The sequence below is a fragment of the Pacificibacter marinus genome, assembly GCF_018860665.1.
In the GTDB taxonomy this organism is placed as follows: domain Bacteria; phylum Pseudomonadota; class Alphaproteobacteria; order Rhodobacterales; family Rhodobacteraceae; genus Celeribacter; species Celeribacter marinus_A.
The window spans coordinates 35,243-57,545 of the sequence record NZ_JAHKPK010000055.1 but is presented as its reverse complement, the minus strand read 5'-3'; the positions used below and the strand labels follow the sequence as shown (position 1 = coordinate 57,545).

Genomic DNA, 22,303 nt, shown 5'->3' with positions numbered 1-22,303 from the left:
CACTCCAATCCCCCTATTTAACCGGCAAGCATTGGAAGTGCTCAAAACATAGTTAATATCCAACTCGTTACAAGTTGTCGCGCTCGTCAGTCGTTAAAGTCTTAAACCCAAATATGATCGAGAGCGCAAAACCCTAATAGACCATGTCGGGGATATATATCCCAACCATTTGCAGGCACCGCATTGATCGCACTCCACCCCTTTTCTGCTCGCGCCAACGTCAACCAAGCTCATCTGCGCATTATGGAAACGACGGATTTACATGTCCATGTTTTCCCTTACGACTACTACGCAGATCGCCCCAGCGACAGCGTTGGTTTGGCGCGCACTGCTGCGCATATCAATGCGATCCGCGCTGAGGCCGACAACGCGATTTTGGTTGATAATGGCGACCTTTTGCAAGGCAATCCCATGGGTGATTACATCGCTTATGAACGGGGGATGCAAGACGGCGACATGCACCCGATCATCACAGCCATGAACTCATTGGGATATGACGCCGCAACCTTGGGCAATCACGAATTCAACTATGGGCTCGATTTCTTGCTCAAATCCTTGCAGGGCGCCGATTTTCCTGTGGTCTCGGCCAATGTGATCAAAAAGATGGGCAGCACTGCACGTAAAGATATAACTTTGGTCAAACCTTATGTGATTTTGGACCGCGACATTGTGGACGGCTCGGGTCAAAAACACCCTATTAAGATCGGCCTCATCGGCTTTGTCCCCCCTCAAATCATGACTTGGGACCGCCGCCATTTAGAAGGCAATGTCGTAGTACGCGATATCGTTGCCACCGCCCGCGCTTATATCCCCGAAATGAAAGAAAAAGGCGCTGACCTGATCATTGCGCTCAATCACTCTGGCATTGGATCGGCCAAACACACCGAGGGCATGGAAAACGCGTCCGTGCCTTTGGCCGAACTGGACGGGATCGATGCCATGGTCACAGGCCATTCGCATCTGGTGTTTCCGTCTCCCGCCTTTGACGGGCTTGCAGGCGTCGACGCCAAAAACGGTCTTGTTCACGGCAAACCAACAGTTATGGGCGGCTTTTGGGGGTCACATTTGGGCGTAATTGACCTGATGATCGAACGCAGCGGCAATGCATGGCGCGTGGTCACCTCATCCGTCGAAACGCGTCCCATCGCCACGCGCGGGGGTGACCGCAAAATCGCATCCTTGGTGGACAGCGACCAAAGCGTTCTGCACTCTGTTGCAGCCGTGCATGACGAGACCTTGCAATACATCCGCCGCGCTGTCGGCAAAACGGCCACGTCTTTGCATTCCTATTTCGCATTGGTCGCCGATGATCCAAGCGTGCAGATCGTCTCAAACGCACAGCTTTGGTATCTCAAAGACATGTTCAAAGGCACGGAACACGACGGATTGCCGATCCTGTCAGCCGCCGCGCCGTTCAAAGCTGGTGGACGTGCAGGCCCAGAACATTACACAGATGTCGCCCCTGGAAACTTGGCAATCAAAAACATCGCCGATCTTTATTTTTATCCCAACACCATTCGCGCCGTCCGCATCACCGGCGCACAACTTAAGGGCTGGCTTGAGCGCTCTGCAGGTATGTTTTTGCAAATCAAAGCCGGTCACAAAGATCAACTGTTGTTGAATCCAGAGTTCCCGCCTTACAATTTCGATGTGATCGATGGCGTGACCTATAAGATTGATCTCACCCAGCCTTCGCGTTTTACAGCCAAGGGCGAGCCGCTAAACCCGAATGCCACGCGCATCGTTGATCTTGCCTATGAAGGCAGGCCAGTGACCGACGATATGGAATTCATCGTCGCCACCAACAATTACCGCGCAGGCGGCGGTGGCGAGTTTCCGGGCGCGGACGGGACAACGATTATTTTTGAAGGCCCCGATACAAATCGCGATATCATCGTGCGCTATATTGTCGAGCAAGGCACAGTCGATCCGAAAGCGGACAACAACTGGACCTTCGCGCCCCTGCCCGACACATCGGTGATTTTCGAGACTGGACCCAAAGCCAGCGACCATTTGGCGGACCTGACATCTATACAGGTCACGCCTGCGGGCGATGGGGCGGATGGGTTTTCGCGCTTTCGCATTGCGCTATAGGCACAGAATTTCATAAAGGCGTTACAGATTTCGCGCCCCCCTCTTGCGAATCCACCTCATGTCACTTATGTGAGCGTTGAGAGGTTGGCGCGGGCGAGCGCCTCGCCAACCCGGTCAGATCCGGAAGGAAGCAGCCGCAACGAGTCCCGTTTGGGTCGCTGTCCAGCCTCTCACCTCCTCCTCCCAAATGTAAAAACTCGATCAACGCAAACCGATACGCGCAGATATGCCACGCCTGTTAAGCCAATATATGCGCGCTGCTGTTATCGCTTGCTGCGCGCGTCCCCTTGGGCATTATACGCATATGTTTAAAGGCGCCTCACAATGACATTGCTACAATGACCCCGTTTTTCGCAGCCCTCGGCTGGTCCGACCATTTTGCCGATCAAGTCAGCGCCACTGAGGCAACCGAGTTGACCCCCGTGCGCGTGACCGAAGTGCGGCGCAATCGTGTGATCGGGCTAAATCCCCAAAACGATCGGATCGATTTGGCCCTGTCTGGCGACAATGTGGCGACCGACATGGCTGTCGGAGATTTCGTGCTCAGCGATGGCCTGCGTCTTGTGCGCGTTTTATCGCGCAAATCGGTGATCTCGCGCAAAGCTGCGGGGCATTCTTCGCAAGCGCAGTTGATCGCGGCCAATATCGATACGCTGTTCATCGTCACCTCTTGTAATGCCGACTTTAATGAGGCCCGCCTTGAGCGCTATGTCGCCTTGGCGATTGAGGCCGAAACCAATCCTGTGATTGTGATGACCAAGGCCGATACGCCTTTGGGCGACCCGCAATCTTATGTGGACCGCGCCCTTACCATATCAAACCGCGTCGATGCGCTGGCCTTGAACTCCAAAGACGCGGATGATGTGGCGAAAATGAATAGATGGTGCGGCGCGGGTCAAACCGTGGCGCTTGTCGGCTCGTCTGGCGTGGGCAAATCCACCATCGGGCGCACGCTGACGGGGGAAAACCTGCTGACGGCTGACATTCGCGAAGATGACGCCAAGGGCCGCCACACCACCACGGCGCGTTCGATGCATTTGATGCACGCAGGCGGCTGGATGATCGACACACCGGGGATGCGCGAACTGGCTTTGCATGACGCTGCCGCGGGTATCAATACTTTGTTTGAAGACATCACCGATCTGGTGACCGAGTGTAAATTTTCCGACTGCAAACACATGACCGAGCCAGGCTGCGCCATTCGCGCGGCTGTGGAATCGGGTGACTTAGCCCAAGACCGCGTTGAGCGCTGGAAAAAACTGCGCGATGAAGATGCTGAAAACACAGGCTCCATTGCCAGTTCCAAAGAACGCGGGCGCAAGTTTAGCAAGCTCAAACGCACCGCCATTAAAGCCAAACGTGTGCGGCGCGGCGAAATCGAATAAACAGCTAAGGCCAGACATGCTATACAGATCGCAACTTGGGTTGCGACTTCGCCTCTGCGCGCATACCTTAACCCCAAGAGTTTGAGGGATCACAACATGACCGAGACGGACACAGGCTATCAGGTTCTGGCGCGCAAGTACCGCCCCGAAACCTTTGCCGATCTTGTTGGCCAAGACGCCATGGTGCGCACGCTGAAAAATGCCTTTGATGCGGATCGCATCGCGCAGGCTTTTATCATGACCGGCATTCGCGGCACGGGAAAAACCACCACGGCGCGCATCATTGCCAAGGGTCTGAACTGTATCGGCGAAGATGGCACTGGCGGTCCGACCACATCCCCTTGCGGCAAATGCAAACCCTGCATGGGCATCTCTGAGGGGCGGTTTTTCGATGTGCTTGAAATCGATGCTGCATCCTCTACCGGCGTTGACAATATTCGCGAGCTAAATTCGATGGCGCGCACGCGGCCGGCCGAAGGGCGCTATAAAATCTTCATCATCGATGAGGTTCACATGCTGTCGACAGCCGCGTTCAACGCGCTGCTGAAAACGCTTGAAGAACCTATGGCGCACACGAAATTCATCATGGCCACCACGGAAATTCGCAAAGTGCCGGTGACCGTTCTGTCGCGCTGTCAACGCTTTGATTTGCGCCGCATTGAACCCGAAGTGATGGTCGCCTTGCTGCGCAAAATCGCCACGGCGGAAAACGCAGAGATCACCGATGATGCGCTGGCGTTGATCACCCGCGCCGCCGAAGGCTCGGCCCGCGATGCGCAATCGTTGCTGGATCAAGCCATTTCGCATGGCGCAGGCGAAACCACCGCTGACCAAGTGCGCGCGATGCTTGGTCTTGCCGATCGTGGCCGCGTTTTGGACCTGTTCGATATGATCATGTCGGGCGATGCTGCGGGCGCTTTGGAAGAGATCGGCGGGCAATATGCCGACGGGGCTGATCCTTTGGCGGTGATGCGTGATTTGGCTGACATTACCCATTGGGTGTCAGTCATCAAAATCACGCCAAATGCCGCAGATGATCCCACTATAGGACCAGATGAGCGCAGCCGCGGACTGACCATGTCTGAAAAAATTCCGATGCGCGTCTTGTCGCGGATGTGGCAAATGCTTTTGAAATCTTTGGAAGAAATCGCAGCCGCCCCCAACGCGATGATGGCGGCTGAAATGGCTGTGATCCGTTTAACGCATGTCGCTGATCTGCCGATGCCCGACGATCTGGTGCGCAAACTGAATGAACAAAATCCCCCGCCCCGTCCACCTTCTGGCGGTGGCGGCGGGGCACATGCAGGTGGCGGATCGGTTACAGCCTCTGGTCAACCTATGTCTGGCGGCGGGTCTGCTGGTGGGGCAAGAGGGCAAATCACGCATGCGCCGAGCATGTCCGGCGGGGCGGCCACCGCTTTGGCGACTGCACCCGAGGCCTCACTTGCCCGTTACGGCAGCTTTGAGGATGTGATCGAATTGGTGCGTCATCACCGCGATGCCAAGCTTTTGATTGAGATGGAAAACTACATCCGTTTGGCAAAATATGCCCCTGGGCGGATCGAATTTGAGCCCAGCGATGACGCTCCCCAAGATTTGGCCGCGCGACTGGCCAGCCGGTTGCATGCCTTTACCGGTGCGCGTTGGGCCGTGACAATTTCACGCGCACCTGAGGGCACCAAAACGATTTACGAGGTTAAGAACGCCAAGGAGCTTGCCCTGCGCGCCCAAGCCCGTGCGCATCCGATTGTGGCCAAGGTGTTTGAGTTGTTCCCCAGTGCGAAAATCGCGAAAATCCGCACACCCGAAGCCATCGCTTTGGAAGCCGCCGTTGACGCGCTGCCAGAGGTCGAAGACGAATGGGATCCGTTTGAAGAAGACTAACGTCTCGCATACACATAGGTTGAATTCCCTGTCCTGAACCATAATTGGATCATAACTGGCGCAGGACATAAGATAAGGAAAGCATGATGCTTAAAGGACTTGGCGGGCTTGGCGATATGGCCGGCATGATGAAAAAAGCGCAGCAAATGCAGCAAGATATGGCTGACATGCAAGAGCAGTTGGAAAATGTCACCGTTGTGGGTGAAAGCGGTGCGGGTCTGGTGAAAGCCACCGCAAACGCCAAAGGCACGCTGACGGCGCTTGATATTGATCCGTCTATTTTTCACCCCGATGAAAAAGAAGTGGTCGAAGATTTAATCTTGGCAGCGATCAAAGATGCGCAGGGCAAAGCCACCGCAAAGGCGCAATCTGAAATGGCGAAACTCACCGAAGGTCTTGGCCTTCCGGCTGATTTCAAAATGCCGTTTTAAGCCGACACTATGGACGCGGGCCGCAAAGACATTGATGCACTGATTGATCTGATGGCCAAGCTGCCGGGTCTCGGGCCGCGTTCGGCACGACGTGCGGTGCTGCACCTGATCAAGAAACGTGGACGATTGATGAGTCCGCTGGCGGATGCAATGAAAGCCGTGTCCGAGAACGCCCGCGAATGCGTGAAATGCGGCAATATCGGCACGGGCACGATCTGCGACATTTGCGCTTCTGAAAAGCGCGCCATAGGTGAGATTTGCGTTGTCGAAGATGTGGCCGATCTATGGGCGATGGAGCGCGCTGCAGTGTTTCGCGGGCGATATCATGTGCTGGGCGGCACCCTGTCGGCACTGGATGCCATTGGCCCCGAAGAATTGCGTATTCCGTTGTTGATGTCCCGCGTGCGTGACGAAGGCGTCACCGAAATCATTCTCGCGCTCAACGCCACCATCGACGGGCAAACCACCGCGCATTACATCGCCGACGAACTGGCGGGGGTCTGTACCGTGACCTCGCTGGCCCAAGGCGTGCCAATTGGCGGCGAGTTGGACTATCTGGACGACGGGACGATCACCGCCGCATTACGGGCGCGCAAAGGGTTTTAGGACGTCATCAATCATCAAGATCGGCGTCGTCAGGTGTGGTGTTCAGGTAAATTCGCCCGATCTTCTTGACGAAAGGGATGCTTAGAAAAACGACTATACCTGCGGCAATAAGCAGCCTGTTGAAAAGACTGACCGGCATCGGTTCAATGTCATCTGCATAAAGATAGACAATCACAGTAATCACGACGAACCAGATGCATAACACTTGCAGTTTGCGCAGAATGAACTGCCTAGAAATTGCCGACACGTAACGCCCTCAATATATACTGGTCATCGTGCAACCACTATTCACAGGTCACCATAATCCGCAAGATAAATAGGGGGTGGCGATGTCCCGTTCGATGATCATGACAGGCCGGTTTCTACTGTCAGTATGCTGTCTATTTTTGCTTCACTGGGCAAAGAAGGCCTCACCCCGATCCCACTGTAACGCCCCCACTGCAACGCTTAGTCAAAACGCAAAAGGCCCACCAAATTGGCGGGCCTTGTCAGTCATGCGATCAAAGCGCTTAGTCTTTGTCGTCGTCATCTGGCAAGTTAAAGAAGCTGTCTGCGTCTGGCAGCGGCGCTTCTGTTTCGTCCTCGGAATTGTCACCCAATGTGAAGGCTTCCAAGCCAGAGATCGCTGTTGGGATGCGTGGTTCTGCATCCATGCCCAAAGTTTGCTCTGTGGACAACAATTTGCGGCGCTCATCATCTGACATAGCATTGCCTTCAGCAGCGCGTTTGGCTGCGGCTTTTTGCACGGCAGCGTCCAATTCGGTTTGCTTACACAGGCCCAAAGCAACCGGATCGATTGGCTGCATGTTGTTGATGTTCCAATGCGTGCGCTCGCGGATTGCTTGGATCGTCGGCTTGGTTGTGCCCACCAATTTGGTAATCTGCGCGTCGGCCAATTCTGGGTGAAATTTCACCAACCACAAGATTGAATTCGGGCGATCTTGGCGTTTGGACAAAGGCGTGTAGCGTGGGCCACGACGTTTTTCTTCGCCTTCAGAGGCTGGATTGTGCTTTAGCTTGAGACGCGCCATTGGATCGGCTTCAGCGACTGAAATCTCGGCCTGAGTCAGTTGATTGTTTGCAATCGGGTCAAAGCCTTTCACGCCAGCCGCCACATCGCCGTCAGCGATGCCTTGGACTTCCAGTTCATGCAGACCACAAAAGGCTGCGATCTGAACAAAGCTGAGTGTCGTGTTGTCGACGAGCCAAACAGCTGTGGCTTTCGCCATAATAGGTTTTGCCATGGATACTCTCCTTGAATACCTTGAATACGATAGGCCCCAGATACAACTTCTCCGTCGCCTGAAAGGGCTTTCCCGAAAGGGACGGTTCACATTGTGGGGGGAACTTGAAGCCTGTATACTGCGGATCGATGTGAGAGGAAAGAGAAAATGCGTAAAGCAATTGTTACCGGCCTGGCGCTTGCTGGCTTTATGAGCACCACAGCCGCTTTTTCCGAGGGCGAACCGGCTGGCGATTTTGACTATTACGTCTTGGCTTTGTCTTGGTCGCCGACGTGGTGCGCACTGGAAGGCGATGACAGAGGTTCCCCGCAATGCGACCGCCAACTTGGCTGGGTGATGCATGGGCTTTGGCCGCAATATGAACGCGGCTGGCCGTCTTACTGCAACACATCGATGCGCGATCCAAGCCGCCGCCAGACCGAGGCGATGGAAGACATCATGGGCACAGATGGCGCCGCTTGGTATCAGTGGAAAAAACACGGACGTTGCGCGGGGCTGCCTGCGCAAGAGTATCTGGACACCGCGCGCGAGGCGTTTGAATCTGTCACCCGCCCTGCTGCGTTTCAGAACCTGACAAAAGATGTGTTGTTGCCCGCCTCTGTGATCGAGCAAGCCTTTATGCAGTCCAATGCAGGCCTGCATAAAGATGAGATCACAGTGACCTGCAAAGACCAACGCATCCAAGAGGTGCGCATCTGCCTGTCGAAAGACCTAGAGCCTCGGTCATGTGGCCAAGACACCATCCGCGATTGCACCTTGGACAAGGCGCGTTTGGATCACATCGACTAAGAGCCATCATAGGGTGCGTTTAAGTTGTAGAATTCCGCATCACTTAGCCCACACGTAGCACAATTTTGCCGATATGTGCGTTGGTTTCCATCAAACGATGTGCTTCGGCGGCGTCTTCAAGTGCGAAGTCGGAATGCATGACAGGAGCCACCTGCCCTGCTGCAATCAAAGGCCAGACATGGCTTAACAACTCGTCTGCGATCCGCGCTTTGGCAGCCACAGATTGCGGGCGCAGGTTTGACCCCGTCAGCGTCAGCCGCTTTGTCATAACCTGCAAAAGATTAATCTCGGACTTCATACCAGTCAAAAACGCGATATTGACCAAACGACCGTCTAGACCAAGAGCTTTGAGATTTCGCGGAAAATACGAACCACCGACCATGTCCAAGATCAGATCGGCGCCGCCTTCAGCGCCCAAAATTTCAACAAAATCCTCGTCGTGGTAATTGATCGCCCGCTCAGCCCCAAGGTCCACACAGGCCGCGCATTTCTCGGCCGATCCTGCCGTCGCAAAGACCCGCGCACCAAAAGCCCGCGCCAGTTGGATCGCCGTTGTGCCGATTCCTGACGAGCCGCCGTGCACCAAAAACTTTTCGCCGGACTGTAAACCACCGCGCATGAACACATTGCTCCAGACGGTAAAAAACGTCTCTGGCAAACAAGCGGCTTCGCGCAAGCTTAAACCGTTTGGCACAGGCAAGGCGTGCACCGCAGGTGTTGCGACATATTCGGCATAGCCGCCACCGGGCAGCAAGGCACAGACCTGATCGCCAACGCGCCACTTGGTCACGTCCGAACCAATGGCCACAACCTCGCCCGCGCCTTCAAGGCCCGGCAAATCAGAGGCGCCTGCTGGCGGGTTATACAACCCAGCGCGCTGTAAAGCATCGGGCCGGTTCACCCCCGCATAGGCGACCTTGATGATGATCTCGCCAGCGTTGGGCACAGGCACAGAGCGTTCGCAAAGCTGTAAAACCTCGGGCGCACCAGCCTCAGTGATTTCAACCGCGCGCATCGTGGAGGGCAGTGATATGGGCAAAGACATTATTGATCACTCGCTTGTGTGCCGGGGATGTCATCGCGACGCGCACCTGTGGGCGCTTTGATGGTGCCTAGAATGGCATTGGGCAGAGCGAACAAGGCCGAGAGTGCCTTGTTATCACGCACACCCGCTTTGGCTTTCTCGAACGACATCACATCATCAATACGGCGATCTAAAAATGCCTTGGTGTCTGCAAAATCTTCGCTGTCATCACCGAGCCAAAACAAGATGGTCGAGGTGAACACTGCGGACAAGGTCGCGCGTTTTGTGTACCAATTCACATCCTTGGACGTGTCGCCCAAAGTGTTCCAAATGGCATCTGATGTTTCCCACACCAAACGCACGCCTTCAGGCGCATAGATCGGCAAAGAGAACAACGACATCCCGCGACGCACCACTTCGCGATCAACCGCTTTAATGCGCAACCAAACACATAGCGCAATCTTTTCGCTGTAGCGCAAGCATGACATGTCGGCGGCCTGAGCCGCAGTCTGCATCGCGCGATCACCGCCTTTATGATAGGCTGCGGCCAAATCAACCGAACCACGCGGCGCCGCGACACGGGCCATTTGCGCAGGAACCCCCGAATCAGTCACCGCCGCTTGGAAGGTCTCAGGCCCCCAGCCATCGAAAACCACGTGCGGAATCGCGGCTTGCACCAGTTTTTCACGGGTTGGATCGGGGTAAGCGGACGTTTGCATGGGATCTCTCCTTTTGGACTTATTCACATGGTAGACAAGCTAGCGCGGCTTTGCTATAGGGCGAGCTCCTGCAATTCATGCAAATCTAACTAGGAAGGTGGTGACACCACATGCAGGTTAGCGTTCGCGACAACAATGTCGATCAAGCTCTCCGTGCCCTGAAGAAAAAACTTCAGCGCGAAGGCGTTTTCCGTGAAATGAAGCTTAAGCAACATTTCGAGAAACCCTCCGTCAAAAAAGCACGCGAGAAAGCCGAAGCCGTCCGCCGTGCTCGCAAGTTGGCTCGTAAAAAAGCTCAACGCGAAGGCATGCTCTAGGTCTTTTGATCTGACAGCGAATGGCCTTTTTCCGAAGGCATATAAAAATAGAACCCCCGATGTTTGCGCATCGGGGGTTTTCTTGTTCTGCAATCAGGTTGATGCCTTATGTTGAAAAGGGATAGGCGCGAAGCTTGAGTGCGCGATACGCACTTTGCGAGGTCAAAGCCGACGTGCGCGGGTTGTTTGGCAATGTGCCAGAACTGGTTTCAAAATCAAAAGCCACATTATCACCAACGGCTTGGACGCGGTGGGTGTTGCGTGTCACAGCGGGATCCGCGATCAAACGCACCGTTGTGTCATCAAAACCAAGCCCCGCCAGCGCAACTGTCGCCACGACATTGGCGTTCTTCGGAAAGGTTTGCGCGGCCTCGCGTGCTGTGCCTGAAAAAACCTCGCAAGGCTCTGTCAAAGTATCGAGATCACAGACCTTATCAGCAGGCGTACCTTTCCAACTGATCGGCGCTTTGCGACCCGTGTAGCAAACAGAGGTCAACCCGTCGGCCCCAACAGCCGAAATAGCATCAATCCCACCGATGGCCCCAGGCACGACGATCACTTTCGCCTTTGACTGTGCCGAGGCGGCGTTGAGCTGTGCGACAAGCCCTTCGTCAGACAGAGCGCCTGCAGACAGGATGCCCAGATCAAACCCACGCGTCAAAACAGCCGCGCCATAGTCTTTGAGCGCACCGTGGCCTGCGCATTCCAACACAAAGTCGATGTCATCATCCAAGGCCTCTACCGAGGTGATAACCTCGGTTTGCGGATCGATTTTTGCCTGAGCGGCCTCACGCGCTGCGCACCGCACCAATATTTGTTTGACCCTCAAATGCTGATCCGACTGTACTTTGGCAAACAGGTCTTGGGCAATGGCACCGAACCCGATGAGGGCAACTGAAACAGTCATTTTGTCTTCCTTTTTTGGGCGGGCTTTTGGGTCAAAGAGACGAATTTACGGGCGATATTGGGCAACAGCATGAAGCGTTTTAGCAATGTCATCACTGTTGTTAAACGCATGGACTGCCATTCGAATTTGTCCGCGCCTGATGGCATGGGTGATCTTGTGGTCTTTCAACGTTGCGGACAACCCCATGATATCTGCACAGGTCGAGGTGTCATGCCCGCCCGCATCGAGCGTTCCGATGGTGATGATATGCGACAGCCTGTCAGGATCGTTCGATGTCGTGACCCGTGGTCCAAACATCGTGTCTTGCAAACCACCGCGCAGATCAGAGGCCAACCCCAAGACACGGGCCTGTGTTGCCGCGGGGCCAAGATCAAGCAGCAACTCCAAGGACGCGGCCACAGCATAGGCCCCCGCAAGGTTATAGCTGCCCACCTCATAGCGTCGTGCGTTTGGCTGCAATTGGTAAGCAAAGCTGCCCATGGTCGAATGATCTTCAGAATCTTGATACACTGCGGGGCGCGACAAATAGGCAGGCGTCAGGCGATCAAGCCACTGATCGGAAATATACAAGAACCCGATACCGTAAGACCCCAACAATCCTTTAGAGGCCGAGGTCGCAAAGCCATCGATCGGCTCTTGCGCAAAATCGTGCTGCAAAACGCCCGCCGTTTGCACACCGTCCACAAGAAAAAACACATCGCGCTTGCGACAAGCCGCCCCCAGACGATCAAGATCACTGCGATAGCCCGGCGCGAAGGACACAGAGGGGCACGTCATAATAATCGTGTTATCATCCATCGCGGCAATCATAGCCTTTGTATCAAGCTGCCCGTCCGGCATGGCTGGCACAAGACGCAGCTCTAACCCGCGTTTTTGTTGGCGCAGCCAAGGATAAATGTTGTTGGGATGCTCAACATCGGCGCTCAAGACCATGTTTTTTCCCTGCACATCCTCAAAGGACCACGCGATACAATTGACCCCGTCTGACACATTACGCGTCACCGCGATGTTTTTCGGATCGGCGTTGACCAGCTGTGCAAATTTGCCCCTTGCCTCCTCGACAGTGGCCTCATGACCAAGTCGCCCGACGGACGCCAACGCGAGACGGTCCAGATAGACATCAATCGCGCCGCGTACAGTGTCATTCAAGATCATCTTATCTGCGATAGACAAATAGGTCTGATCGCTCAGTGCAGGAAACCCTGCGCGGAATGTGTCAAAATTCATGGTGTTCTTATTCATTCTTTAAGGCTGGTCTTAATGGGACAAAATTTGCTTTAGAAACTGCTGCGTACGCGGATTTTGCGCATTGGTGAAGAACTCAGTGGGTGGTGCCGCTTCGACAACTTCACCGTCCGCCATAAAGACGACCAAATCGGCCACCTGTTTGGCAAATCCCATTTCATGAGTGACGCAAATCATCGTCATTCCATCGTCGGCCAATTCGCCCATAACATCCAAAACTTCGCTGATCATTTCAGGGTCCAGCGCTGATGTCGGCTCGTCAAACAACATCACCTCTGGCTTCATCATCAGCGAGCGCGCGATGGCAACACGTTGTTGTTGTCCGCCCGACAGCTGACCGGGATATTTATTGGCCTGTTCGGGAATACGCACGCGTTCCAAAAGTTCCATCGCCAAATTCTCGGCGTCTTGTCTGGGCACGCTGTTCACAAGATTGGGCGCAAGCACCAGATTGTCCAATACGGTCAGATGCGGAAACAGGTTAAAATTCTGAAACACCATCCCCACATGGCGGCGCACTTCGTCGATGTTTTTGACGTTCTGCGTCAGCTCAACACCGTTGACGATGATATCGCCTTCTTGGTGTTCCTCAAGACGGTTGATGCAGCGGATCAACGTGGATTTACCCGACCCAGAAGGCCCGCAGATCACCACTTTTTCGCCACGCCCGACCTGCATGTTGATATCGCGCAGCACGTGAAAGTCGCCATACCATTTGTTCACATTGCGCAGCTCGATGGTCGCGCTGTCAGATGCGTTTGTCATCTTACATTTCCTTTATTCAGATCACGCTCAAGGGACACGCTGTATTTCGACATACTGAAACAGACGACAAAATAGAGTGCGATCACAAAGAGGTAGGCCTCTGTGCCGTAGCTGACCCATATGGGGTCCTCTAATGCGGATTTCGTGGCGCCAAGAATGTCAAACAGACCAATGATGGCGATGAATGTGGTGTTTTTAAACGCGCGAATGATGTCGTTCATCAAAGCCGGCAAAACGATGCGTAGTGTCTGAGGCAAAATGATCCGCGTGGTCTTTTGCCAATAGGGCAAGCCCAACGCCTCTGCCGCCTCGTATTGGCCCCGCGGGATCGCTTGCAATCCGCCGCGAAAGATGTCCGCCGCATAGGCCGCGAAAAACATCAACATCCCGATCAGCGCGCGCACGAATTTATCGGGCGTCATCGATTCCGGCACAAACAGCGGAAAGATCAAAGCCGCCATAAACAGCACCGTGACCAAAGGCACGCCGCGCACCATTTCGACAAAGCCGATGCACAGCGCCTTGATGATCGGTAAGTTGGATTGACGCCCCAGCGCCAGCAAAATCGCGACAGGCAGCCCGCCGATCACAGTGCCAAAAAAGATCAACAAGGTCAGCGGCAGCCCGCCCCACAAATGGGTCGGCGTCGACACAAGGCCAAACACGCCGCCAAGTTGCAGCACGAAAATAGCCACCCATGCGCCCCCCCAAGCGACAAGCAACCATTTGGTCCAAAAGATGCGAAAGCCGCTGACAATAGACATGCCGCCTAAGATCAGCACCACCAACGCCCCACGCCAATGTTGCTCATAGGGATAGGTGCCAAACAGCATAAGGCGGTATTTTTCTTGCACCACAGCCCAACACGCGCCGGTTGTTGCCTTACACGCATCAGCGCCATTGGCCGATGTCCAAGCGGCATCCCAAATGGCCCAGCGGAACAGATCTGGCACGGTGGCAATCAGCAAGGCACAACACAGCAAGGTAAAAATCGTGTTATGAATGCCATCAAAAAGATTGTGACGCGCCCAATGGACCAGTCCTGACGCAGCCACAGGGGCTGGGCGTGCCGCACTGGCACCAGTTTGCGCATTTGAAATCAAGTGATGTGATGTCATGTCTAGCGTTCCTTCAACTGAACGGATCGATTGTACCAATTCATGATCACCGCGATGGTGGTCGTCAGGCTGAGATAGATTGCCATCATGATGATAATCGCCTCGACCGTGTTACCGCTGGCGGTCAAAATTGTGTTGTTCAGGTTGAACAGTTCAGGGTAGCCGATCATCACACCCAACGAGCTGTTTTTCAGCAGACTGACATATTGCGCAGTTGTTGGCGGCACGATGACACGCATCGCTTGTGGCAGCACAACGCGCCATAAAACGTCAGCGTTTTTGATCCCCATGGCAGTGGCTGCCTCGATCTGGCCCTTGTTCACCGACGCAATACCGGCACGCACGATTTCCGCGATAAAGGCTGCGATATATAGAGACAGCCCCAAAAACAGCGCCAAAAATTCGGGCGACAATTGCAATCCACCGCGAATGTTAAATCCGCGCAAAGCTGGTACTTCGATCTGGCTGGGCGATCCGAAAACCGTCCAAATCACAGCCGGCACGATCACCATAATTGCAATAGACAGGGGCAAACCGTTAATCTTTTTGCCTGTTTGGCGCAGGCGTTTTTCAAGATGGCGGCGCCAAAAAACAACGCCTGCTGCGGCAATCACCAAACCGATCAATGCAAATCCAAATCCTGAACCCTCACCTGGACCGGGAAGGACCAGCCCTCGGTTGCTCAAAAAAGCTATGTCACCAAAGCTAAAGGCTTGCTTCGGTCCAGGCAGTTGGACCGCCAACATGTACCAAAACACGATCTGCAATAATTGCGGCGTATTGCGAAATACCTCGACATAGATTGAGGCAAAGCGGTTCAGCATGACATTGCGCGACAAACGCGCAACCCCAAGCAAGACACCGATAATACTGGCCAGAATGATCGCTGCGAACGACACTTTCAAAGTGTTCAAAATGCCGACGCCATAAGCGCGTAAAAAGCTGTCAGAGGCTGAAAACGGGATAAGAGATTCCCCAATCGCAAAGCCAGCGCTGTCCATTAGAAAACCGAAACCGGTTTTGATCCCTTGATCTGACAAGGCCCGTTGGGCATTGCCAATGATGTAAACAAAGAAACCGATGACCACAGCAATAACAATCGCCTGAGCCACGAAGTTGCGGAACCGCTGGTCGTGCCAAAATCCGTTCAAGGACAGGCCTTGCGTCTTGGGCGGCTTGCGTCGCGGCAGGCTTTCATCTGTGGTTTTTGCATTAGAATAGGTCATCGGCATCCTGACAATTACAGCTTATTTAAAGGGCGGAGCGTAGAGCAGGCCACCGTCGACCCATTGCGCATTCAGCCCGCGCGCAAGTTTCAGCGGAGACTCTTGTCCCAAGTTGCGCTCAAACATTTCGCCGTAGTTCCCGACTTGTGACACAACATTGTAAACCCAGTCATTTTGCAGACCCAAGAGCTCACCTAAATCTCCGTCAGCACCAAGGAAAAGCGCATATTTGACATTGCCCTCATCACGCAATTCCGCGACGTTTTCCGATGTGACGCCCAATTCTTCGGCTTCCATCATCGCATAAGCAGTCCATGCCACGATGTCTTTCCACTGCGGATCATCTTGGCGCACAACAGGCCCCATTGGATCTTTGCCGACGATTTCATCCAAGATCACCCAATCAGCAGGGTTTTCCGCAACAGTGGCACGTTTTGCGGCCAAACCAGAGGTGGATTGAATGTTCACGTCACAGCGGCCATTGAAAAACGCAGAGTCCAATTCACTTGAGCTTTGAATAACGACAGGCGTGTATTCCAAACCGCGCCCTGTAAAGACCTCTTCGGCCACCAATTCAGAGGTGGAGCCAGGCAACAAACAAACTGTCGCGCCATCAAGGTCTTCGATCGAGCTGACACCTGCCGCGGCACTGACCATAAAGCCCTGACCATCGTAAAAAGTAGGTGCCACGAAATCGAGCGCCAGTTTGCTATCGCGGCTCAACGTCCATGTTGCGTTGCGCAAAAGCACGTCGATCTCGCCTGTTTGCAACGCGGTAAACCGTGTTTGGCTGCTGGTTTTCACCATCTGAATTTTAGAGGCATCGCCCAAAACAGAGGCCGCGATGGCGCGACACATGTCAACGTCCAAACCTTGCCATTCGCCTTTACTGTCCAGCGCAGAAAAACCAGCGCGACCGCCGTTTGATCCACACATCACGACGTCAGCTGCGATCACACTTTCCAGTGTGGTTTCGGCCGATGCAGTGGTCGCAACAGCCTGAGCCGCAACGAGCGCCAATGCAGCACCGGCAACCTGTCCGGCGTAACGAGATAGCTTTGTAGTCATATCCATTTGTCTTCCTTTCAAGGAGTGGGGAGATTTAGGGAGTACTTGCGCCCCCATGGGCGCTGGGGAATAAGCGGCGGTTATGTCATGCCTTTGGTGTGCAAAGGCGGCAGACTATATCCATCCAAGCGATCAAAGATCCGCATGCGGGTCTCGAACCCTTTGGCCATGTGCTCCACAAGACGCGACTGCGCCAACATGCTGTCACGGTCGGTAATCGCCTTTAGAATTTCGATGTGCTCATCCAGCGCTTTCAGAACCCAATCGGGTTCGTAATACCGCGGCAATGTCAGCGCTGTCGCCAAGCGCAAGCGCACGGGTTGATAGATTTGCAGTAATTTTTCATTGCGTGCGGAGCGAAAGATTTCGGTGTGGAACTCTGCCCCGTATTCGTCAATTTCCTTCAGGTCATAATTGGCCGTATTGTTGCGCATATCCTCGAACCGCTCTGCGTAGGCGGCGAGTTCTGGCAGTGGGCCGTGCTTGGCCGCAAGGTGCGCCGCCATGCTTTCAAGCGCATAGCGGACCTCATAGATTTCGCGCATCTCGGTGAGTGTCAGCTCGCGAATAAAGGTGCCGCGCGCGGGCTCCGCGGACAAAATGCCATCATTGATCAGATCGCGCAGCGCTTCGCGGACTTTCGTGCGACCAACCGAAAAGCGCTCAGCAATGCCGCGCTCGGATATCTGGTCTTTCACATCGATATCGCCACTTAAAATGGCGTCTAGGATCAGCTTGTGAACCGATTCTTTGGGGGAAGAAGATGTCTGTGTCATACTGGTATGGTGTCGGTATACCAGTGGTCGATCAACTAAATTTTGCCGATCATTCCAATCCCGCCAACCCTCACGGCCCTTTTGCACTATATTTAGGCGTTAAGCTGGGATCAGGCGCAAAACACGCCAGACGCAGAACCGCGCCATGCCCCACCGAAGAACTCGGGGCCCTAAGAATCGCATAAAATATGTGGATAACTTGGCCGCAGCATGTTGAATAACCGCCACAACCGCTCAATGAGCCATATTGTTTAAATATCGGCTCCGTCCATCAACTATCGATAGCTAAGCTAGGTTGATAACAAAGCGACTGACACAGATTTGCGGTGACGCATGAAGCGATTTCGGTTGAGCAACCAGATGCATATCTATGATATTTTCCAACATAACGGACATCGCAAATAACTGCCTGCCTGCCTGCATGAGGCACAAACAACGATCACCCCAAACTCATAAAGCTGGTTTCGCTGTACCTTTGTTGGCCGCCTGTGTGGTCGCAGTGTAGGCTGGCTTCGCCCCACCTTTGTTATAGGCCGGCTTCGCCTCGGGCACAGGCCGCAACCCACCCAAAACGCCTTTCGCACGCTTGATGGCCTGGGGACTGCCCGTACCGGTTTGCGCGTAAACTTGTTTCGACACTTCCAGCATCAAAACCCCGCCTGCCAAGTGATCCGTCACTTGGCGACCAATTTTCTCCAATACAGGCCCAGAGCGCAGCCAGAATTTTTTATTCGAGGGCGGCTGAAACAACACGGCCTTGTGGCGTTCAGGCACAAAATTCGCGAGTTTAAGCTGCGCCTCCAATTGCCCTAAAGAATAGGGGCGGCCATAGCCAAACGGCGTGCTGTCCGAGCGCGACCATACCCCGCCGCGATTGGGAACAATAAACAAAGCCTTGCCCCCCGGTCCCAAAACCCGCCAGCATTCATCTAAAAGTGCGGTTTGGTTTTCCGAAGTCTCAAGCCCGTGCATCACCACAAGTCGATCCACAACGCCTGTTTGCAACGGCCAGCGAATTTCTTGACACAGCGTCGATGTATTTTCCATACCAGCGGGCCAATGCATAACCCCCTGCTGATCGGGCATCAAAGCCACCACGCGGCGCGCGTCAGCCAAATAGGGGCGCAACAACGGCACGGCAAAGCCAAAACCTGCAACGGTTTGACGTGACGCATCGGGCCAGTAAGACACCACTTGATTGCGGATCACACGCTGCGCCGCCCGCCCAAGACCAGTGCGGTAGTAAAAATTTCTAAGATCAACAACGTCGAGATGCATTGAATATTCGAGGCCCATGACACAGTGTTAAATCAACAATGACTCAAAAAGCGGACAAATACCATGATAGAACGCGTCACACTGCCAGTGCTCAAAGATAACTACGCATTTGTGCTGCACGACGCGGCATCAGGATCGACCGCTGTTGTCGATGTCGCTGATCACGCGCCTATTCTGGCCGAGTTGGACAAACGCGGCTGGCCACTGACCGACATATGGATCACCCATCACCATTGGGATCATATCGACGGGCTCGCGCCCCTGCTGGACGCCTGTGCCGCTCGCAGCTGGTCCCCGCGTGTTGTGGCTGCACGTGCTGATATGCACCGCCTGCCCGCCGACCTGATCACCTATCAAACTTGTGACGGTGATACATTTATGTTCGGGGACATCCCTGTGCACGTCATGGATGTATCAGGACATACGGTCGGCCACATCGCGTTCCACCTGCCCGAAATCGCCACCCTATTCACCGCCGACAGTCTAATGGCGCTTGGTTGTGGACGCTTATTTGAGGGCACGCCCGCGCAAATGTGGGACAGCTTGCAAAAGCTGCGAGCACTGCCCGCGCAAACCATCGTGTGTTCTGGCCACGAATACACCCAAAGCAACGCCGCCTTCGCAATCACTGTCGACCCAGACAACGCCGCCCTTAAAGCGCGGATCGCGGACATCACCGCAAAGCGGGCACAAAACCTACCCACCGTGCCGTCTGTATTGCAGCTTGAAATCGAGACAAACCCATTCCTTCGTGCAGACAATGCGGCCCTCAAAACAGCCATAGGAATGTCCGGCGCAACCGATTTAGAAGCCTTTACAGAAATTCGTGCCCGAAAAGACAGGTTCTGATATTGCAATTGGCCCTTGCAAAGACAGGGGCGCAGCATACATCATGTTAACAAAGGGGCGGCAAAACTAAGCTGTGCCGAACAAATATTGGAATGACCGGTCAAAATGACGTGTCTTAACCAAGAAATATCTTGAAGTGCGCAAGTATAAATCGAACTTTAAGAGTATGAGGCGACGGTGGCTATAGGGCCGCTATATGTCCCGTCTGGACCCGAATGAAAGGAGCACCCCCACAGTGCCATCATTTTCGAACACCCTAGAGCATGCTATTCACGCAGCGCTGGCGCTTGCAAATTCGCGCAAACATGAACTCGCAACGCTTGAGCATCTTTTGCTCGCGTTGATTGATGAACCTGACGCAGCCCGCGTGATGCAGGCCTGTAATGTTGAACTCGAAGACCTGCGCAAAACGCTTGTCGACTATATCGAAGATGATCTGACAACTTTGATCACTGATGTGGAAGGCTCTGAAGCCGTCCCAACAGCCTCGTTCCAACGCGTTATTCAGCGCGCCGCGATCCATGTACAGTCGTCAGGTCGCACAGAAGTGACCGGAGCCAATGTGCTGGTGGCAATTTTTGCCGAACGCGAATCCAACGCGGCGTTTTTCTTACAAGAGCAAGACATGACACGCTACGACGCGGTGAATTTCATCGCGCATGGCGTTGCCAAAGATCCTGACTTTGAAGAAACCCGTCCGATCACAGGCGCTGACGAAGATGGGGATGGTGCCGCTATGGGCGGGCCAACATCTGGCGGCGAAGAAAAAGAATCCGCATTGGCAAAATACTGCGTCGATCTGAACAAAAAGGCCGCCGAAGGGGATGTGGACCCTCTCATTGGGCGCTCGCATGAAGTCGAACGCTGCATCCAAGTGCTGTGTCGCCGTCGTAAGAACAACCCGCTTTTGGTAGGCGACCCTGGTGTTGGCAAAACCGCCATCGCCGAAGGCCTCGCGCGCAAAATCGTTGATGGGGAAACTCCAGCGGTTTTGTCAGGCTCTACAATCTATTCGCTTGACCTTGGCGCTTTGCTGGCTGGCACGCGGTACCGCGGTGATTTTGAGGAACGCCTCAAAGCCGTGATGAAAGAGCTCGAAGATCACCCCGATGCTGTGCTCTTTATTGATGAAATTCACACTGTCATCGGCGCGGGTGCGACCTCTGGCGGTGCGATGGATGCATCTAACTTGCTCAAACCTGCTTTGGCGGGCGGCAAACTGCGTTGCATGGGCTCGACAACTTACAAAGAGTTCCGTCAGCATTTTGAAAAAGATCGCGCTTTGGCGCGTCGTTTCCAAAAAATTGATGTGAACGAACCGTCTGTGGATGATGCTGTGAAAATTCTGATGGGGATCAAACCCTACTTTGAGGAACATCACGACATTCGTTACACCAATGATGCGATCAAATCTGCTGTCGAACTGGCTGCGCGCTATATCCACGATCGCAAGCTCCCCGACAAAGCCATCGACGTGATTGACGAAGCTGGCGCGGCGCAGCATCTCGTTTCTGAAAGTCGTCGTCGCAAGACAATCGGAACCAAAGAAATCGAAGCTGTGGTGGCGAAAATCGCGCGCATTCCTGCTAAAAACGTCTCTAAAGGCGATGCGGAAGTGCTTAAAGATCTCGAAGCCACGCTCAAACGTGTGGTTTTTGGACAAGACGACGCCATCGTCGCCCTGTCGTCAGCCATCAAATTGGCGCGTGCGGGTCTGCGTGAACCTGAAAAACCAATCGGCAACTATCTGTTCGCAGGCCCAACGGGTGTGGGCAAAACCGAAGTGGCCAAACAGCTTGCAGACACGCTTGGGGTTGAGCTTTTGCGCTTCGACATGTCAGAATATATGGAAAAACACGCCGTTTCACGCTTGATCGGTGCCCCTCCCGGCTATGTCGGTTTCGACCAAGGCGGTATGCTCACAGACGGTGTCGATCAACACCCGCATTGTGTGCTCTTGCTCGATGAAATGGAAAAAGCCCACCCAGACGTTTACAACATCCTGCTTCAAGTGATGGACAATGGGAAACTCACAGATCACAACGGGCGCACGGTTGATTTCCGCAATGTCATTTTGATCATGACATCGAATGCGGGTGCGGCTGAGCAAGCTAAAGAAGCCATAGGCTTTGGTCGTGATCGTCGGACGGGCGAAGACACCGCAGCGATTGAACGCACCTTTACGCCGGAATTCCGTAACCGTTTGGATGCTGTGATTTCTTTCGCGCCACTGCCAAAAGACGTGATTTTCCAAGTGGTCGAAAAATTTGTACTACAACTCGAAGCACAGCTTATGGACCGCAATGTACAGATTGAACTGACACAGGCTGCCGCTGAATGGCTTGGTGACAAAGGCTATGACAGCAAAATGGGGGCACGTCCTCTTGGCCGTGTGATCCAAGAATACATCAAGAAACCACTCGCCGAAGAATTGCTCTTTGGCAAACTGGCCAAAGGCGGTGTCGTTCAAGTTGGCATCAAAGATGGGAAAATCGATCTACGGATCGAAGAACCAGGTGATCGCAAAATTGCCGCTCGTAAAAAGCCACCTTTACTGACAGCTGATTAAATTGATGAT

21 protein-coding genes and 1 other RNA gene are annotated in these 22,303 nt (G+C 54.0%); 10 read left to right on the top strand and 12 right to left on the bottom strand.

Features of this window, described 5'->3' with window-relative positions; genetic code table 11:
- Nucleotides 1–183 precede the first annotated feature (183 nt).
- The 6 genes from KO497_RS14215 (at nt 184) to recR (ending at nt 6,400) form a co-directional block, all read left to right on the top strand.
- Complete coding sequence (locus tag KO497_RS14215; RefSeq protein WP_289846688.1) at nt 184–2,094, top strand: bifunctional 2',3'-cyclic-nucleotide 2'-phosphodiesterase/3'-nucleotidase; 1,911 nt, start codon at nt 184–186, stop codon at nt 2,092–2,094.
- Between the two features lie 78 nt (nt 2,095–2,172).
- Nucleotides 2,173–2,269: signal recognition particle sRNA small type (gene ffs / locus KO497_RS14210), an RNA gene on the top strand.
- Nucleotides 2,270–2,432: 163 nt separating this feature from the next.
- Nucleotides 2,433–3,479, top strand: coding sequence for a ribosome small subunit-dependent GTPase A (gene rsgA / locus KO497_RS14205; RefSeq protein ID WP_215944610.1), 1,047 nt, complete (start codon nt 2,433–2,435; stop codon nt 3,477–3,479).
- Nucleotides 3,480–3,575: 96 nt separating this feature from the next.
- Nucleotides 3,576–5,363 (top strand): DNA polymerase III subunit gamma/tau, encoded by a 1,788-nt coding sequence (locus tag KO497_RS14200; protein ID WP_215944609.1) that lies wholly within the window; start codon nt 3,576–3,578, stop codon nt 5,361–5,363.
- 86 nt (nt 5,364–5,449) lie between these two features.
- On the top strand, nt 5,450–5,794 hold the full coding sequence (locus KO497_RS14195; protein WP_215944839.1) for a YbaB/EbfC family nucleoid-associated protein: 345 nt from the start codon (nt 5,450–5,452) through the stop codon (nt 5,792–5,794).
- Between the two features lie 9 nt (nt 5,795–5,803).
- Nucleotides 5,804–6,400 carry a recombination mediator RecR gene (recR, locus tag KO497_RS14190; protein WP_215944608.1) on the top strand — a complete coding sequence of 199 codons (597 nt, stop codon included), beginning with the start codon at nt 5,804–5,806 and terminating at the stop codon, nt 6,398–6,400.
- Between the two features lie 7 nt (nt 6,401–6,407).
- On the opposite strand, the gene KO497_RS14185 is transcribed toward recR, so the two are convergent.
- Nucleotides 6,408–6,647, bottom strand: a complete 240-nt coding sequence (locus KO497_RS14185) for a hypothetical protein (RefSeq protein ID WP_354668125.1) — start codon at nt 6,645–6,647, stop codon at nt 6,408–6,410.
- A 262-nt stretch (nt 6,648–6,909) separates the two neighbouring features.
- A complete protein-coding gene (locus tag KO497_RS14180) occupies nt 6,910–7,644 on the bottom strand; it encodes a DUF1013 domain-containing protein (RefSeq protein WP_215944607.1) in 735 nt (244 codons plus the stop codon).
- Nucleotides 7,645–7,791: 147 nt separating this feature from the next.
- Between KO497_RS14180 and KO497_RS14175 the strand changes: the two genes are divergently transcribed.
- Nucleotides 7,792–8,433: a ribonuclease T2 family protein gene (locus KO497_RS14175; protein WP_215944606.1), complete on the top strand. Its 642-nt coding sequence runs from the start codon at nt 7,792–7,794 to the stop codon at nt 8,431–8,433.
- 43 nt (nt 8,434–8,476) lie between these two features.
- Here the strand turns inward: KO497_RS14175 and KO497_RS14170 are convergent, their stop codons facing one another.
- Both KO497_RS14170 and KO497_RS14165 read right to left on the bottom strand, forming a co-directional pair.
- On the bottom strand, nt 8,477–9,478 hold the full coding sequence (locus tag KO497_RS14170) for an NAD(P)H-quinone oxidoreductase (protein WP_436799296.1): 1,002 nt from the start codon (nt 9,476–9,478) through the stop codon (nt 8,477–8,479).
- Nucleotides 9,478–10,176 (bottom strand): COQ9 family protein, encoded by a 699-nt coding sequence (locus KO497_RS14165; protein WP_215944605.1) that lies wholly within the window; start codon nt 10,174–10,176, stop codon nt 9,478–9,480. The genes KO497_RS14170 and KO497_RS14165 overlap by 1 nt, the downstream gene beginning before the upstream one ends.
- Nucleotides 10,177–10,286: 110 nt before the next feature.
- Here KO497_RS14165 and rpsU point away from each other — a divergent pair, with 110 nt between their 5' ends.
- Nucleotides 10,287–10,493 (top strand): 30S ribosomal protein S21, encoded by a 207-nt coding sequence (gene rpsU, locus KO497_RS14160; protein WP_058263026.1) that lies wholly within the window; start codon nt 10,287–10,289, stop codon nt 10,491–10,493.
- 106 nt (nt 10,494–10,599) lie between these two features.
- On the opposite strand, the gene KO497_RS14155 is transcribed toward rpsU, so the two are convergent.
- The 8 genes from KO497_RS14155 to KO497_RS14120 form a co-directional block, all read right to left on the bottom strand.
- Nucleotides 10,600–11,400: an aspartate dehydrogenase gene (locus tag KO497_RS14155; protein WP_215944604.1), complete on the bottom strand. Its 801-nt coding sequence runs from the start codon at nt 11,398–11,400 to the stop codon at nt 10,600–10,602.
- 45 nt (nt 11,401–11,445) lie between these two features.
- Nucleotides 11,446–12,627, bottom strand: a complete 1,182-nt coding sequence (locus tag KO497_RS14150) for an aminotransferase class V-fold PLP-dependent enzyme (RefSeq protein ID WP_215944603.1) — start codon at nt 12,625–12,627, stop codon at nt 11,446–11,448.
- Between the two features lie 30 nt (nt 12,628–12,657).
- Nucleotides 12,658–13,410: an amino acid ABC transporter ATP-binding protein gene (locus KO497_RS14145; RefSeq protein WP_215944602.1), complete on the bottom strand. Its 753-nt coding sequence runs from the start codon at nt 13,408–13,410 to the stop codon at nt 12,658–12,660.
- Nucleotides 13,407–14,528, bottom strand: coding sequence for an amino acid ABC transporter permease (locus KO497_RS14140; protein ID WP_215944601.1), 1,122 nt, complete (start codon nt 14,526–14,528; stop codon nt 13,407–13,409). The genes KO497_RS14145 and KO497_RS14140 overlap by 4 nt, the downstream gene beginning before the upstream one ends.
- Nucleotides 14,529–14,530: 2 nt before the next feature.
- A complete protein-coding gene (locus tag KO497_RS14135; protein ID WP_215944600.1) occupies nt 14,531–15,754 on the bottom strand; it encodes an amino acid ABC transporter permease in 1,224 nt (407 codons plus the stop codon).
- A 21-nt stretch (nt 15,755–15,775) separates the two neighbouring features.
- Entirely contained in the window at nt 15,776–16,828 is a 1,053-nt protein-coding gene (locus KO497_RS14130; protein WP_252729685.1) for an amino acid ABC transporter substrate-binding protein, read from the bottom strand.
- Between the two features lie 74 nt (nt 16,829–16,902).
- Nucleotides 16,903–17,598 carry a GntR family transcriptional regulator gene (locus KO497_RS14125; RefSeq protein ID WP_215944599.1) on the bottom strand — a complete coding sequence of 232 codons (696 nt, stop codon included), beginning with the start codon at nt 17,596–17,598 and terminating at the stop codon, nt 16,903–16,905.
- Nucleotides 17,599–18,048: 450 nt separating this feature from the next.
- Nucleotides 18,049–18,876 (bottom strand): class I SAM-dependent methyltransferase, encoded by an 828-nt coding sequence (locus KO497_RS14120; protein WP_252729716.1) that lies wholly within the window; start codon nt 18,874–18,876, stop codon nt 18,049–18,051.
- A gap of 63 nt (nt 18,877–18,939) precedes the next feature.
- Between KO497_RS14120 and gloB the strand changes: the two genes are divergently transcribed.
- Together gloB and clpA are read left to right on the top strand one after the other, a co-directional pair.
- Entirely contained in the window at nt 18,940–19,725 is a 786-nt protein-coding gene (gene gloB / locus KO497_RS14115) for a hydroxyacylglutathione hydrolase (protein WP_215944598.1), read from the top strand.
- A 235-nt stretch (nt 19,726–19,960) separates the two neighbouring features.
- Nucleotides 19,961–22,294 (top strand): ATP-dependent Clp protease ATP-binding subunit ClpA, encoded by a 2,334-nt coding sequence (clpA, locus tag KO497_RS14110; RefSeq protein WP_215944835.1) that lies wholly within the window; start codon nt 19,961–19,963, stop codon nt 22,292–22,294.
- Nucleotides 22,295–22,303: the final 9 nt, after the last annotated feature.